The organism is Blastopirellula sediminis, from assembly GCF_020966755.1.
GTDB classification, from domain to species: domain Bacteria; phylum Planctomycetota; class Planctomycetia; order Pirellulales; family Pirellulaceae; genus Blastopirellula; species Blastopirellula sediminis.
Genome location: NZ_JAJKFT010000004.1, coordinates 623651 through 638605, shown reverse-complemented (window position 1 = coordinate 638605; position 14955 = coordinate 623651). Strand labels below are relative to the sequence as shown.

Genomic DNA, 14955 nt, shown 5'->3' with positions numbered 1-14955 from the left:
GGTCAATTCTCAAAGAAAGCGTAAGGGGATTTTCGCCCCATTTTAGCTCAAATCGCTGAGTTCGACTGGGGGGGACTACGCCCCGTTCCCCCTCGGTTCGCGACTAGAACAGAATGGTTTCTGAGATCGAAATGCCGTCGCGGCGATAAATCTCAGTCTCCGAGAAGTTGATTACGCCAAGCGCCTCGAAATAGGTCCGTTGGCTCGTCTTGCGCAAATATCGGAGACCAAAACCCCAGACCGGATCGCCGGTCGGCGCCTCGAAGGCGATTTCGGGAATGATCGATTCGTCTTCATGATGACGGAAGTACTGCACGCCGAGCGCGACGCCGCTATTCGGGCCGACCGTACGTCCCGAAGCGATCTGCACCAGCGGATCGACTTCAAACGCGGTGCGCAACCGGTTGTAGTTGCCGCTACCGGCCGGGTTCCATCCGTCGCGAGCATAGAACGCATTGCAGTAATAGACGCAGTGGTCGATGCCGAGGAACTCATGTTCAAAATAACGCGTCAGGTTGCTCTCCAACACGAACAACTGCCCTTCGCCGATCCCCGCTTCGTCCCCGAACTTGAACATCGCCCGGCCGGTCAGCGTGACCGGGCCGTAAAACTTCGTCCGGCTGTAGGCTACGAATTGTTGATTGCGGCCAGGCGCGTCTGGCGTGTTGAGCGCCAAGGCGCTGAACTCATGCAACTCACGATCATAGTCGGCAGTAACGTTAACGCCGAACAAACCGGAGTCAGGATCCGCGGTGTTACGGACATCGGTCGCCGCGTAGATTCCCTGGACGTTGATGTTGCTGATGTTGCCGACGTAGATCGTGTTCTTGTTAACGACGACGCCCAGCATTTCGTCGTTCATCAACAACCCATTCTGCAGCGCGAATGGAAAACGCCCCGCCGTCACAAAGATGTCGCGCACCGCAAACGGACTGAAGTAGCCGCCAAAGATGCTGGCCAACTCCCCTTCAAACCAATAGCGAGTCGGCTCGCCGGTCGAGTTGTCGACGTAGCCCGCAGGATCATTGAATTGATAGTACGAACCGCCGGTGTTCCCCTTGCCGATCGGACGGAACTGAAGATGAAACCGCTCGGTCCCCGTCAGTTGCAAATCGAAATCGGCGATCAGTTGATGCCCGATCGCATCTTGTCGCGTCGTTCCTTGTTTGTAAGCCAGGCCGATCAGTTCGTAACTGCCGTAACCGACGAACCGCGGCTCCCAGTTGTTGTAGCCGCGGAACCAGGTCAGGTCCCAGACCTTGATCGGATCGTTCCCCAGGAACTGAGCGAAATAGGTTAGCGGCAGCGGCGCGACGAAGTTCTCCGGCAATCGCAGCAGCTCATAATGGTCGTGATCCTCTTCGGTCGGCCAGCCCAGGCGATCCCCTTCGGGACAATACAGGTACGATCCGCCGTGATTCCAAAGCTCTTCTTCGAGCGGCGGCAGGTCGGGATCATCAATCGGAGCCGGCGTTTCGATCGATTCGGGCAACGGCTGAATCGTCGTGAAATACTCATCCGTGGGCGGCAGCAGTCGCTCAGTCGCCTGCTTGCGACTGGGAACCATGAATGCGACGTTGGTTCGATCCTGATCGGCAGCCGGAGTCTCCTGGTTCGTCGGCGGAAGCAGTTGAATTGGCCCGTTGGCGAGCCCCGATCCAATCTCTGCGTCGAATTCAAAGTGCTGCGTCTGGCGCGACGGATTGAGTTCGATCAGTTCGCGCCCACGCACCGGATTGATCGGCGTCGCCGCCTTGACGGCCCAGTTCGGCAGCGGCCCCGGCATTTGCGCAACGGCCTCGCAAGCTAGCTGCGACATTCCGGCAGCGGCGAGCGCGGCGGCTAACCATGTACGAATCACGCGGTTGCTCACGGAGTCACCTCGATCACGCCATTCCACGAATCGATCACGACGATCTCAAGCAAGTGCTTCAAGTGCGGCGTGCCGATGTGATCCAAAAGCGTGGGAGGAAGGTGACGGAAATTCAAACGAACGTCGACGGTGTAGACGCCGGGGCATTCAGGGACGAACTTGTAGGTTTGGCCGCGCGTCGACAGCGGCGGCAAGCTCCCCTTCGCGATGCGGAACGTACCGGGACGACCAAACGAAGCCGAGAGGCTGTTGTTGGGACGCAGGACGTTGATCGGCAGGATATTGCGATTGACCGACAAGACCACCGTGCGGTCGGTTCCTTTGTTCGACAACGCCACAAACTTATTCTGGAAGTTGAGCAGGTCGCGGTCGTAGGGGATTTCGCCGGAAAGGACCTGGAAGCTATGATCGTCGCGCAGGTCGGCGTTGTTGTCCAAGTCGCCTGAAGCGAAGACGACGCGGCCCTGTTGATCGCGGACTGTGATCGCAACCCAGACCTGGCGTTCGGCCGTAAAGCCGGTCGGCAGACTGTGGCCGGCCATGATGCTCTCGACGTCGACCCGGACCGCGGTTTTGTGCCCGGCTTTCGCCATCGGCGGCGAGTCGACATGGATCACCGCCGCGTTCTTGAGCACTTCATACCGTTTGGCGTCGGCGATCTCCAGTGAGCGACGGTTCTTCTTGCGCAGCGCGGTCAACGTTTCCTTTTGATACCGCGTCAGGTTATCCCAGTCGCGATAGTCGGTCTCGTACATCCAGTCGAGCTTCTCCGGAAACTCGGTGTCCGGCAGCAGCGAGTAGTCAGGTCCGGCGAACGTATGGTCGGTCAGGTGACGCAGCGGCAATTTGTCTTGCTTGCTTCCTGGAACCACCGCGGCGTAGCCGAGCGGGCGATTGCAGTCGGCGATTGATTTTCCTTGAACTGGTCCCATGTGACATGACTGGCAAGTCTGTCCCATCTTGGCGGCCGGGCTGTTCTGCCATTCGCTGAACGCCTCCTCCAAGCGAACGCCGTCTGCGCTGGTAACGTCATGGCACTCGCCGCAGAACTGCGACGACTTCATGTACGGAAAAGCGGCCGACGGGTGCGTACCGGTCGCGGGACCGGTCGGCGAATCGTCAAACGGACCGAACATGCAGGTCTCGAGCAGCCCGCCTGGGGTTACCGGCACGCGGCCGGAAGATTTGTAGTGAACCGTGTTGCGGCGATGGCAAGTAACGCAGGTCACCCCTTCGAGCGAAAGCCGCGAACGGTGTACGTTGCGCGTGCTCCCCGTTTCCCCCAGCGCGATGCCAATCGGCGTATGGCAACGTGTGCAGAAGGTGCCGATCGTTCCGCCGGTTCGTTCCAACAGGGTGAGCGTGAAGGCCTCAAAGATCGGGCTCTGTTGGCCATAGGCATGCATCGAACGCGACCATTCGTCGTACTGCTTTGGATGGCATTCCTTGCACTGCTGAGCGCTGGGGAAGTCCATCTCGGTGACCGGCGGCTTGCAGTGAACCGGCAGCGTGAATTCGAGTGCGCCGTTCGTAATCCAACGATTGATCGTTTCGAGTTGACCCGCCGTCAGCCATTCCGATTTCTCCGGAGGCATTTCCGGCTTGCGGGGCGAGAGCGAATCGGGATGTTGGTGAACGTTCCAAGTGACGTATTCCCACAGCAACGATTCTTTCGGTTTGCCGGGGACGATCAGCTTGTGTGAGAACTTTTCGGCGTCGATCATCGCCGCGTAGCTGGAGAGATCAATCCGGTCCGAGTTCGGACGATGGCACGCGGCGCATTTGTTCTGCAGAATCAGATAAACGTCGGGCCAATCGGGATCATACGGATAGTTTCCCGGCGTTATCGTATGCGGCACCGCGACCGCTTCCGGCTGATCCGGAACGATCAGCGATAGCACGGCTAGCGCTCCAATCAACGCCGTGACCAACGCGAAAACGCGGCGGCTTTGTGCAACCCGTTGCAACATCTCGAGAATCCGTCCCTTGAAGTACCATCCATGAAGCGGCGCCCCCAATCCTAAGAGCGCACACGTTCATAAGGATATTTCGGCGGATTCCCGCTCCGAATTCTCCCGAATAGAGGGGCGTCTTGCGACGCATGCAGTGCATTCGATTCGACTAATCGGATCAGGCGGCCAAGGCTGCACAATCGCGATCATCTGGAGCGGTCTACAAAGAGCTCTGCAATTGCTCGATCTGGTCGATCAATTCCTTGTTGCGAGCCTTTTTTGCCGCAGTTTCCGCCGTCTTGGCGACGGCAACCGCTTCGTCATGACGTCCCGCCTTCGCCAAGCGAGGTGCTAGCGTCAGCGCATATTGCGCGACGCGCTCTTGCTGCTGCGAGCTTTCACTAGCAGCTGCTAGCTGGAACGACTTCAGATCCCACTCCAGCGGATCGATCGTAAACCGCTTCGCCCAGGCAATGACGATCTCGTTGCACAAAGGCAATTCACCCCCTTTGGCGGCTTCGGCCAAGGCGTAGCGGAACGTGACGAACTGCAATTCAGGATCCCCTTCGATCGACTTCCCTTCGTCCAGCAACTTCTTCGCCAGCAGGATGTGATCGCTTGCACGTTTCGCGCTAGAGAACGACGCGGCCCACTTCCCTTGGAATGTGGTAGTCGCTTCCATCAGCGTGTCGTCGGCCGGAACCGGGACTTGCACCAACAGGTCGTCGGCTAGGTCATAGTTGTCGCTGATGATCTGGGGAAGGTCTCCCAGGTCGGCGCCGGCCAGTTTCGCTTCGGTCCACATCGCGTCGGCCCGATCGGCCCCGCCATCGGGAGAAACGAACAGGAACGAACCACGAATCGTCTTCGCTTCCCCTTCGTCGGCGGTCATATGTTCCGTGGCGAAATGCATCGCCAGACCGGCCGGCATGTCGCTCAGGGTGTACCGTTTGTTCTCGCCATTCAGACGCAGGACAAGATAGTCGGCTCGGTTTTCGACAACTCGCGCGACGGTGGAACCGACGGTGATGTCGGTGTCGGCGGTTAGCCCAGCGATTTCCTCGCTGACGGCGGTCCAGAACTGCTGGATGTTGTCAGCCAACTTCTGCAAGCGCGCCGTTTTCTCCTGATGTTCCGGCAGCGTCGCCAACGGCGCCGCATCGGTCAGGATCCGCTGCGCGTCTTGTGGACGACGTTCGACGAGCGCTTGCTTGGCGGCAGTCAACATCTGCCCCAGCTTGACCGCGTTCGCTTTGTCGTCGCCGACGACCGGCGCCATCGCAGGAGGCGTTGTCGCCGGCGTCATCGGTTCCGGCGTCATGGCGGTTGGTGTCGTCATCGTCGGAGTCGTCGCCGGCTCTTCGACCATTGCGACGGTCGGAGGCATCGTGCGCGGCGCCGGAGCGTAACGCTTCTTCTCGTCCACTAGCGCGACGTAGCTCGAAATGTCGGCGCCTTGTGAGGCCGCTTCTTTCCAGACGTCCATCGCATGATTCGGATCGGCGATGCTGGAGAAGAGCAGGAACGAACCTTCCACCAACTTCTTCTGCGCCTCGTCGCCAGGCAGGCTGTAGAGCGCTAGCGCTCGGCGGAGCCCTTCCGGCAAAGTGGCCAGTTCATACGACTTCGATTGTCCGGCAACGCGGAGCACCAAGTGGGACGGGGTCTTGGAGACGACCGAGAATTCGGTCGTACCAACTTGCAACTGCTCGCCTCCTTGCAACTTGGCCAGCGACGCGTCGACGGCGCTATGGAAGGCGACCAGGTTCTTGGCGAGTTGGTCGATACGCTTGAACTCGGCTTCGCCGTCATCGGTCTTGTTGAGGGACGAAACGCCGGCCAGCGTCGTTTGGGCGGCGGAGAAGTCGCCGGCCGCTAGATGTTGCCATGCGGTTTGAATCGCCCCTTCAAGTTGCGTTTTCTCGGCGGCGGTCGGTTGCGGTTTAGCGGGAGGTTGCGGCTTCGGCATCTCTCCCATTTCGTTCATCCGCTCGTTCGGATCTCCCAAGCTGGGAATCGAACCAGCCAACTCTTCCGCGGTCGGGCGTTTGCCGGAGAGATATTTCCGGTCTTTCTTTTTCTTCCCATCCGACTCATCGGTCTCGTCCAGCTCTTCGGTCGTTGGCGTCGGAAGCTCCGGTTCCGCTTCGGCGACTTCTTCCTCGGGTTGGATCGATTGCCAGTAGACGTATCCGCCGGCTGCTGCGCCTCCCAAGGCCAACACCGACAACGCCGAAGCCCAGAAGAGTCGAGAACCACCTTTGGCTCGCGATTTGGCCCGCTTGGCGGCGGATGCGCTTCCACCGCCCACTTGGACCGGAGGTTCCGCGGCGCTCGGCTCCGGAGCCGGCGGAGTCGGCATCGCCGGACCAGCTCCATATCCGCCTCCCTGGGGACCTGGGTAATTTCCCGCAGGCGCCATCGGGTTTCCTTGCGGAGCAGCCGGATAGCCAGGATTTCCGCCATATTGGGGAGCGGCATACTGGGCTCCGCCGTATTGGGCGTAATACTGCTGCAGTTGTTGGTCATAAACCGCTTTGAGCGCAGGATTCTGCAAACAGGCGCGAGCGGCGCTGATTTCTTGCAGGATCTGTTGGCGAGACGCTTCTTCAGCGCCCCCGTGTTGCGTCTGCACGCGCAGAAACGTCTGCTCGCCGTAGGCGGCGATCGTCTGCGGATCAGTCTCGAAAGTCCGCAAACCGAGTAGCGCGTAGTAATCGGGACGTCCGTAAACGGAAAGTCCCAGCCAGCGGAAATACGGGTTGTTCGGATCGGTCATGACGGCAAATCATCTATACAGGGGCGGGATATTATCAGCGAGTCGGCGTCACGACGGGGAGTGCCTCTTCTCCGTTAGACGACGATGCAGCGTGTTTGGTTTTCTAACAACCGGGCCCCAGTCCTCTGGGGTGGTCCGATAATTGAAACTTTATCATAGTTGGCGTCGTCATTTCCTCGCAAAACCGCAAAGAAGCGACAAGACGACTATTTCTTTTTCACCAAAGTATCTTCGTTGGTTTCGCACAATTTTTTCTATAAAACTGCCATAATCTACTTTATCGTTTTCCCCCTCCCTGACGAAGCCGCAAATTCGCTTCCAAAGTTTCCAGAAAACTATTTGGGCCCCTGCGGCGTCATGGTTGTTGATTGACAGGATGCGGAGCAACCGGGCATAGCCGCAAGTGATTAGGCATTAGGTTAGGAATATGAACAAGAGATTTGCCGTAAGGTTTCGCTTTGTCGAATTTGGAATGATTCTGGCCGTCATCGGAGTTTTAGGCGCGCTGTTGGCCGGACAATTAGGATCCCTGGTCGTGCAGAATCAACCGATCGACTTCGCACAGCTCGACAAGCTCTATCGGGACGGGAACTACAAAGAGGCCTACGAGCAAGGTCGGCCCCTGTTCTTGAAGGCCGATACCGATGCGAACGAGATTCGATCGCATCTCTACCAAATGATTAGCTCGCTGCAGCAATTGGCCCGCGTCGATGAGCAGGCCGATTTTCTCGAAGAAGTGGTCGCCGCCCATCCGGAAAAGTGGCAAGTCTTGGCTGGCGTCGCTTCGCAGTATCAAGGCATCCAGCATTACGGCCAGATGATCGACAACAAGTTTGTCCGTGGCGGCCGCCGCAATCGGGGCCAATGGACCAACAGCGTCGAACGCGATCGCGTCCGCGCGATGCAGTTGTACGAACAAGCGTTGCCGCTGGTCGCCAAGGAGAATCAAAAAGGCGCCGTCGCCAGCTTCTACCAAGAGCTCGCTCAGTTCGTCCTCAACGGACGCGGATATGGCCAGGCTTGGCGTCTGCAATATCTAACTGAAACCGATAAGCTTCCCGACTACGAAGAAGGCTACGGCCACGGCGGTTCGACCCAAGGCGCTCCGGTCGACGAAAACGGCAAGCCGATCTACTACAGCGAACCGAAGTCGTGGAAGGAAGCGGCGAACGATGGCGAGCGCTGGCGCTGGGCGTTGGCGATGATGGTCGAGAATCAGCCCGCCATGAAAGGCGCCGCGCTGCGTCAACGGGCCGACTTCGCGATGCAGCAGTTCGGCGTGCAGACGATGCAGCAGTTCGGCTTCTTTCCCCGCGGCGGTCAACAAGACGACAAACCCGAAACCGGCACCTACGCGCTCCACACGCTGAAAGAAAACGAAACGATCGCTCGCCTGGCCAACGGCGTCCGACGTTTCGAGATTCCCGACGAGTTCAATCACATTGCGCTCTACAAGCAGATCTTGGAGCTGAAGAACGACGGCTACGTCGAGTCGACCTACATGCAGTTGGCCGGCATTTTTGAAAACCGCCGCCAATATCCCCGCGCTGCGCAGCTGTGGCGCGATGCGATCGCCAAGTTCGGCCCCGGCGCCAACAACTTCCGCAAGGATCGTTTGAACCAGATCGTCGGCAATTGGGGACAGTTCCAAGGAGGCGAAATCGCCGCCGCCGGACAAGGGGCTCAGTTGCAGTACCTCTTCCGCAACGGCAAGAAGGTGAGCCTGACCGCTTCGCCGATTGACGTTGAAAAGTTATTAACCGACGTCAAGAACTACCTGAAGTCGAACCCTGATCGCGTCGACTACCAACAGGTCAACATCCAGGACCTCGGCTCGCGCATCATCCATCAAGGTGGAGGCAAGTACGTCGGCAAACCGGTCGCTCAGTGGAGCGTCGATCTCGCGCCGCGGGAAAACCACTTCGACAAACGAGTGACGATCGCCGCGCCGCTGCAAAACGCCGGCGCATACCTGGTCAAAGCGAAGATGGAAGGGGGGAACGAAGTCGACATCGTCGTCTGGATCGCCGACTCGGCCATCGTCTCGAAGCAGCTCGATCAGGCGAAGCTTTACTACGTCGCCGACGCCGTTACCGGCAAAGCGCTGTCCGGCGTCAACGTCGAGTTCTTCGGCTTCCGCCAAGACAACATCCGCGGCACCAACAAGTTCAAGGTGACTACCAAGAACTTCGCCGAGAAGACCGACGCTGACGGCCAGATCAAAATCGACAAGTCGAAGATCGACGATCGGATGCAGTGGATCATCATGGCCCGGCCGCAGGGACATGGTCTCGCCTACATGGGCTTTGACGGAATCTGGTTCGGCCAACGCCATGACCCCGAGTACAACGAGACCAAAGCGTTCCTGATCACCGATCGCCCTGTCTATCGCCCCGACCAGACCGCCAACTTCAAGTTCTGGATCGGCCACGCGCAGTACGACAAAGAAGGGCCCAATCCGTTCGCCAATCGTCAGTTCCGCGTCCAGATCAACGATCCGCAAGGGGAAAAGGTCTACGAAAAGCATCTGACGACCGACGAGTTCGGCGGCATGGTCGGCGAGTGGCCGATTCCGGCCGACGCCAAGCTCGGCTCTTACTCGATCTACACCGATCACGGCGGCGGCTCGTTCCGGGTCGAAGAGTACAAGAAGCCGGAATACGAAGTGAAAGTCGACGCCCCGACCGAACCGGTCATGCTGGGCGAAAAGATCGAAGCGACGATCACCGCCAAGTACTTCTTCGGCGCTCCGGTCACCAACGCCACCGTGAAGTACAAGATCATGCGTTCGGACTATCGCCAAGATTGGTATCCGATCGCGCCGTGGGATTGGTTCTACGGCAAAGGGTATTGGTGGTTCGCTTACGACTACAACTGGTATCCCGGCTATCGCAGCTGGGTCGGTTGCACGCGTCCCTATCCGTTCTGGTTCCCGTTCCCGCAGAATCCGCCGGAATTGGTCTCGGAACAGGAAGTCGAAATCGGCGCCGACGGTACCGTGAAAGTCGAGATCGATACCGAACTCGCCAAAGCGATTCACGCCGATAAGGACCACAAGTACTCGATCACCGCCGAAGTTCGCGATGAATCGCGTCGCACGATCGTCGGCAGCGGCGACGTGCTGGTCGCTCGCGAGCCGTTCAAGGTCTTCACCTGGCTCGATCGCGGCTACTATCAAGTCGGCGATACGATCCAAGCCAACATCAAGGCCCAAACGCTCGACGGCAAACCGGTCTCTGGTCCCGCCGAACTGGTCCTCTACAAGATCACTTACGACAAAGATCGCCAACCGGTCGAGACCAAAGTTCAAACCTGGAAGCAGGAGGTTGGTCCGGAAGGTCTCACCCATTTGCAAATGGAAGCGACCGCCGCGGGGCAATATCGCTTGTCGGCGAAAGTGACCGACTCCAAAGGTCACGAGATCGAAGGCGCCTTCATCTTCACGATCATCGGCGCAGGGTTCACCGGGTCGGACTATCGCTTCAATCACCTCGAGTTGATTCCTGACAAGAAGGAATACGCCCCAGGCGATACCGTCAAGCTGCAGATCAACACCGATCGTCCCGGCACGACCGTTCTTCTCTTCCTCCGACCGACCAACGGCGTCTACCTGCCGCCGCAACGTCTGGAACTGGCCGGCAAGAGCACCGTGGTCGACGTCGCCGTCGTGAAGAAGGACATGCCCAACTTCTTTGTCGAAGCGGTCACCGTCTATGACGGCGCCGTCTATCAAGAAACGAAGGAAATCGTCGTTCCGCCTGAAAAGCGGATCATCAACGTCGCGGTCGATCCTTCCTCGAAGGAGTACAAGCCGGGCGAAGAAGCGACGGTCAAAATCAAACTGACCGACGCGACCGGCGAGCCTTTCTTCGGTTCGACTGTGGTCTCGATCTACGACAAAGCGGTTGAGTACATCTCCGGCGGATCGAACGTCGGCGATATTCGCGAGTTCTTCTGGAAATGGCGTCGCCATCACCATCCCTCGACAGGAGACAGCCTCTCGAAGGCGTCGTACAACCTCAATCCGCCTGGCAAGCCGGGAATGAGCTTCCTGGGAGTCTTCGGCCAAGGAGTCGCCGACGAACTGGCCAAAGAGAAAGAGATGTCCGATCGTGGCGGCGTGGCGCAAAACGCGATGATGGAAGGGATGGCTGCCCCCATGTCCGCCGCCCCTGGCATGATGATGGCACGCGGCGCGATGGCGAAATCGGAGTCGGCCACGATGGCGATGGACGCAGTTTCCGGTTTCGCGGCGGCGGCGCCTGGCGGCGGCGAAGCCCAACAGCAAGCGGCGCAGACCGTCGAGCCGACCGTCCGCACCAACTTCGCTGATACCGCCCTCTGGGTTGGCGCATTGACGACCAACAAGCAAGGGGAAGCCGAAGTCTCGCTGAAGATGCCGGAGAACTTGACCACCTGGAAGGTCAAAACCTGGGCGATGGGAGACGGCACGCGCGTCGGTTCCGGCGAAGCGGAAGTCATTACCACCAAGAACCTGCTGATCCGCCTCCAGGCTCCCCGCTTCTTCGTCCAGACCGACGAAGTCGTCCTCTCGGCGAACGTCCATAACTACCTGAAGACGGCGAAAGCGGTTCAGGTTTCGCTCGAAACGCCCGGCGGCTTGCTCGAACATCTCGATCCGTCCGAACAGGCGGTCAAGATCGAAGCCGGCGGCGAACTGCGAGTCGATTGGCGCGTGAAAGTACTCTCGGAAGGAACCGCCGTCATTCGGATGAAGGCGCTCACCGACGAAGAGTCGGACGCCATGGAGATGAGCTTCCCGGTCAAGGTCCACGGCCTGCTGAAGACCGAATCGTGGGCCGGCACCGTTCAGCCGGAAGTCGATACCGCTTCGCTGACGGTCACCGTGCCGCAGCAGCGTCGCATCGACGACAGCCGCCTGGTCGTCCGCTACACGCCGACCTTGGCCGGCGCGATGGTCGACGCGTTGCCCTACATGGTCGACTATCCGTACGGCTGCACCGAGCAAACGCTCAACCGCTTCCTGCCGACCGTGATCACGCAGAAAGTGCTGCTCGACATGCAACTCGATCTGAAAGCGATTCAGGAGAAGCGAAACAACCTGAACGCCCAAGAACTTGGTGATCCGGCCGAGCGAGCCAAGCAGTGGAAACGCTTCGAGCGGAACCCGGTCTTTGAAATCGAGACCGTCCGCAAGATGGTTGCCGACGGCGTGCAACGTCTGACCGACATGCAAAACGCCGACGGCGGCTGGGGTTGGTTCTCCGGCTACTACGAACGAAGCTACGCTCACACCACCGCCGTGGTCGTGCACGGGCTGCAAGTCGCGCAAGAAAACGACGTCGCGATCGTTCCCGGCGTGATCAACGGCGGCTTGGATTGGCTCTCGTCCTACCAGGCGGCCGAAGTGCAGAAGCTGCAAAACGCCGACGGCCAGAAACATCCGTGGAAAACGACCGCCGATAACGTCGACGCGTTCGTTTACATGATCCTGGTCGACGCCGGTCGAGAAAACCGCGCGATGCGTGATTTCCTCTATCGCGATCGAACCCACTTGTCGGTCTACGCCAAGGCGATGTACGCCCTCGGCCTGCACAAGATGCAGGACGCCGACAAGCTGGCGATGCTGCAGCGCAACATCGAGCAGTACCTGGTCACCGATCTGGAAAACGAAACCGCCTACCTGAAGATGCCGGAAGACAACTACTGGTGGAACTGGTACGGCGATCCGATCGAAGCGAACGCCTACTACCTGAAGTTGCTGACGAAGGTTGATCCGCAGAGCAAGACGTCGCCGCGATTGGTGAAGTACCTGCTGAACAACCGGAAGCATGCGACCTACTGGGCGTCGACGCGCGACACCAGCCTCTGCATCGAGGCGATGTCCGACTACTTGCGTGCGACCGGCGAAATGAAGCCCGACATGACGGTCGAGATTTGGATCGACGGCGAAAAGAAGGGAGCGACCGAGTTCACCAAGGAGAACTTGTTCACGGTCGACAACACGTTTGAACTGATCGGCAAGAACGTCACCGGCGGCGATCACAAGATCGAGATCCGTCGCCAAGGGGAAGGCGCCGTTTACTTCAACGCCTACCTGACCAACTTCACGCTGGAAGATTTCATCACCAAGGCAGGGCTCGAAGTGAAGGTCGAACGACGCTTCTACAAGCTTGTGCCGGAAGAGAAAGAAATCAAAGTCGCCGGCGATCGCGGTCAGGCGGTCAACCAACGGGTCGAGAAGTACCGTCGCGAACCGCTGGAAGTTGGCGCCCAACTGGTCAGCGGCGACCTGGTCGAAATCGAACTCGTGCTGGAGTCGAAGAACGACTACGAGTACGTCATGTTCGAGGACCAGAAAGCGGCCGGCTTCGAAGCGGTCGATCTCCGCAGCGGCTACGACGGCAACAGCCTCGGCGCCTACAAAGAACTGCGCGACGATCGCGTCACCTTCTTCGTCCGCCAACTCCCCCGCGGCAAGCATAGCCTGACCTACAAGCTGCGGGCCGAAATCCCCGGCAAGTTCAGCGCCCTGCCGGCCATCGCCCAAGCGATGTACGCCCCGGAACTGGTTGGGAACTCGGATGAGATGAAGATTTCGATTATTGATCAGGAGTAGGTCGAGATCGCTTGATCCAAATAAGCAGCGTGAACCAATGGCTTCACGCTACCCTATGAACTTCGCATCGCGGCCGAGAGATTGCTCTCGGCCGCGATTTTTTGACGCCCTGACCATGCATTCCTCGCAACGCGGCGGAAATGCAAAGAGCACTGTCGCTGACGACAGTGGCACCCGAAGAAAAGACCGGTAAGCAGTGCCACCCCGCCGTCACCTTCTTCGTCCGCCAACTCCCCCGCGGCAAGCATAGCCTGACCTACAAGCTGCGGGCCGAAATCCCCGGCAAGTTCAGCGCCCTGCCGGCCATCGCCCAAGCGATGTACGCCCCGGAACTGGTTGGGAACTCGGATGAGATGAAGATTTCGATTATTGATCAGGAGTAGGTCGAGATCGCTTGATCCAAATGAGCAGCGTGAACCAATGGCTTCACGCTACCCTATGAAATTCGCATCGCGGCCGAGAGATTGCTCTCGGCCGCGATTTTTTGTTGCGTCCTGGATTCGCATGTCAACAGTTTTGAAAGCCGGGCGTCGAGCAGAATTGCGCGGTTATAAGTATTCCGTTACGCCGATGTGCTGATCAAAGTCCTGTTTTTCGTCCTCTGTCATGCGATCGCGACTGTATCGCAACGAGAAACCGCCGGTGAGACGACCGTTCTCGTTGACCATCCAGTCCATCAACTCTTTGAGGGTCACTGTTAGACGGTCGCCAACGCGATAGTTCGGAAGAGAATCGGGAACTTCGAATAGTTCGGCAGTGAAGGTATCGCCGTCGAGCGCGGCGTTGCTGAGCCACATGAATGCGACGTTGTCTCCATCGGCAATCCGAGTCTTTACGAGTGCATCTGGCCGCGGCGTGCCGTCGGCAGGGAGCATGTCGCGAAATCGCGAGAGGAACTGATGTGCGTCCGCAATCGTTTGTTGGTAAGCCGGATCGCTTGATCGAACGTGGTTGAAACGTGGGCCTGGATCAATCTCCGGTTCCCGACCCATCTCGCGGCGAGCCATTTGCCAATCGTGCCAGCAGTTTTTCGGATCAATGTCGCGGTATCCGCGACTATCATCCATTTTTCGAGCCCGAGCCGCATCCATCATAATACAGGCGCCCTTGTCGCGAATCGCGTTTACCTCCTCCTTCGTGAGAGGCGTTCCTTTCTTGTCTTCGGCATGGACAAGCAACACGACCAACGCAGGCATAAAGACAGGCACAAGATCGTCACTATCAGATTCCACGTTCATCCTCTACGAATAACAGAAGAGTGGCGTCAATACGCTGGCCAAAATGTGCAGCAACGCTCCCGCCTCACGACTCCGGATCAAACCCAAACACCCGCAGCTCCTGATCGCAGCGACACGCTTTCGCGATACGTGCGGCCCATGCGATCGCCTCCTCACGTGAAGGCAGCTCCAGTACCGTGAATCCACCATTCAGCGGAGGCGCCCACGGGTAGCCTCCCTCGGCGACAGAGCCATCGGCCGCAACGAGCACCGGCGGCGCCGATTCGTCAATCCCGCCGCCGAAAACGTAGACGCCAGCTTCTTTCGCCTCGCGGATCACGGCACGAGCGTCTTCCCCTACCGCTTCCAACTCACCAGCGGGCACATTCATGGCGCTACTCGGGAAGGAAATCAGATACTTTGCCATGCTTTTCTATCTCTAAGATTCTTGCCGGGCGCCACTGCGTCTATTCTTCGGAATGGTCCAACGCCGAATGTGGTTAGCAACGTTGATCAATCTAATCTCGGCGGCG

Annotated in this window: 7 protein-coding genes; 2 read left to right on the top strand and 5 right to left on the bottom strand. The window is 58.7% G+C overall.

The features are described 5' to 3' along the window. Positions 1-103 precede the first annotated feature (103 nt). The 3 genes from LOC68_RS06340 to LOC68_RS06330 all read right to left on the bottom strand — a co-directional run bounded on the left by LOC68_RS06340 (position 104) and on the right by LOC68_RS06330 (position 6604). Positions 104-1861 (bottom strand): hypothetical protein, encoded by a 1758-nt coding sequence (locus LOC68_RS06340; protein ID WP_230216889.1) that lies wholly within the window; start codon positions 1859-1861, stop codon positions 104-106. A gap of 8 nt (positions 1862-1869) precedes the next feature. Further along, positions 1870-3843 (bottom strand): multiheme c-type cytochrome, encoded by a 1974-nt coding sequence (locus LOC68_RS06335; RefSeq protein WP_230216887.1) that lies wholly within the window; start codon positions 3841-3843, stop codon positions 1870-1872. Positions 3844-4045: 202 nt separating this feature from the next. After that, the gene (locus tag LOC68_RS06330; protein WP_230216885.1) at positions 4046-6604 is read right to left on the bottom strand and encodes a hypothetical protein; all 2559 of its coding nucleotides are present in this window, start codon (positions 6602-6604) and stop codon (positions 4046-4048) included. A 472-nt stretch (positions 6605-7076) separates the two neighbouring features. On the opposite strand from LOC68_RS06330, the gene LOC68_RS06325 reads away from it, so the two are divergent. Together LOC68_RS06325 and LOC68_RS06320 are read left to right on the top strand one after the other, a co-directional pair. Beyond that, positions 7077-13205: an alpha-2-macroglobulin family protein gene (locus LOC68_RS06325; RefSeq protein WP_230216883.1), complete on the top strand. Its 6129-nt coding sequence runs from the start codon at positions 7077-7079 to the stop codon at positions 13203-13205. A 167-nt stretch (positions 13206-13372) separates the two neighbouring features. Next, positions 13373-13588 carry an alpha-2-macroglobulin family protein gene (locus LOC68_RS06320; protein ID WP_230216881.1) on the top strand — a complete coding sequence of 72 codons (216 nt, stop codon included), beginning with the start codon at positions 13373-13375 and terminating at the stop codon, positions 13586-13588. 165 nt (positions 13589-13753) lie between these two features. On the opposite strand, the gene LOC68_RS06315 is transcribed toward LOC68_RS06320, so the two are convergent. Both LOC68_RS06315 and LOC68_RS06310 read right to left on the bottom strand, forming a co-directional pair. Continuing rightward, on the bottom strand, positions 13754-14437 hold the full coding sequence (locus LOC68_RS06315; RefSeq protein WP_230216879.1) for a DUF2314 domain-containing protein: 684 nt from the start codon (positions 14435-14437) through the stop codon (positions 13754-13756). Between the two features lie 70 nt (positions 14438-14507). Continuing rightward, the gene (locus LOC68_RS06310) at positions 14508-14813 is read right to left on the bottom strand and encodes a YciI family protein (protein WP_230216877.1); all 306 of its coding nucleotides are present in this window, start codon (positions 14811-14813) and stop codon (positions 14508-14510) included. Between the last annotated feature and the right edge of the window lie 142 nt (positions 14814-14955).

Excerpts from the sequence above, each read along its gene's own strand:
- LOC68_RS06335 (WP_230216887.1), bottom strand. The coding sequence starts at position 3,843 with ATGTTGCAACGGGTTGCACAAAGCCGCCGCGTTTTCGCGTTGGTCACG.
- LOC68_RS06330 (WP_230216885.1), bottom strand. The coding sequence starts at position 6,604 with ATGACCGATCCGAACAACCCGTATTTCCGCTGGCTGGGACTTTCCGTT.
- LOC68_RS06325 (WP_230216883.1), top strand. The coding sequence starts at position 7,077 with ATGATTCTGGCCGTCATCGGAGTTTTAGGCGCGCTGTTGGCCGGACAA.
- LOC68_RS06310 (WP_230216877.1), bottom strand. The coding sequence starts at position 14,813 with ATGAATGTGCCCGCTGGTGAGTTGGAAGCGGTAGGGGAAGACGCTCGT.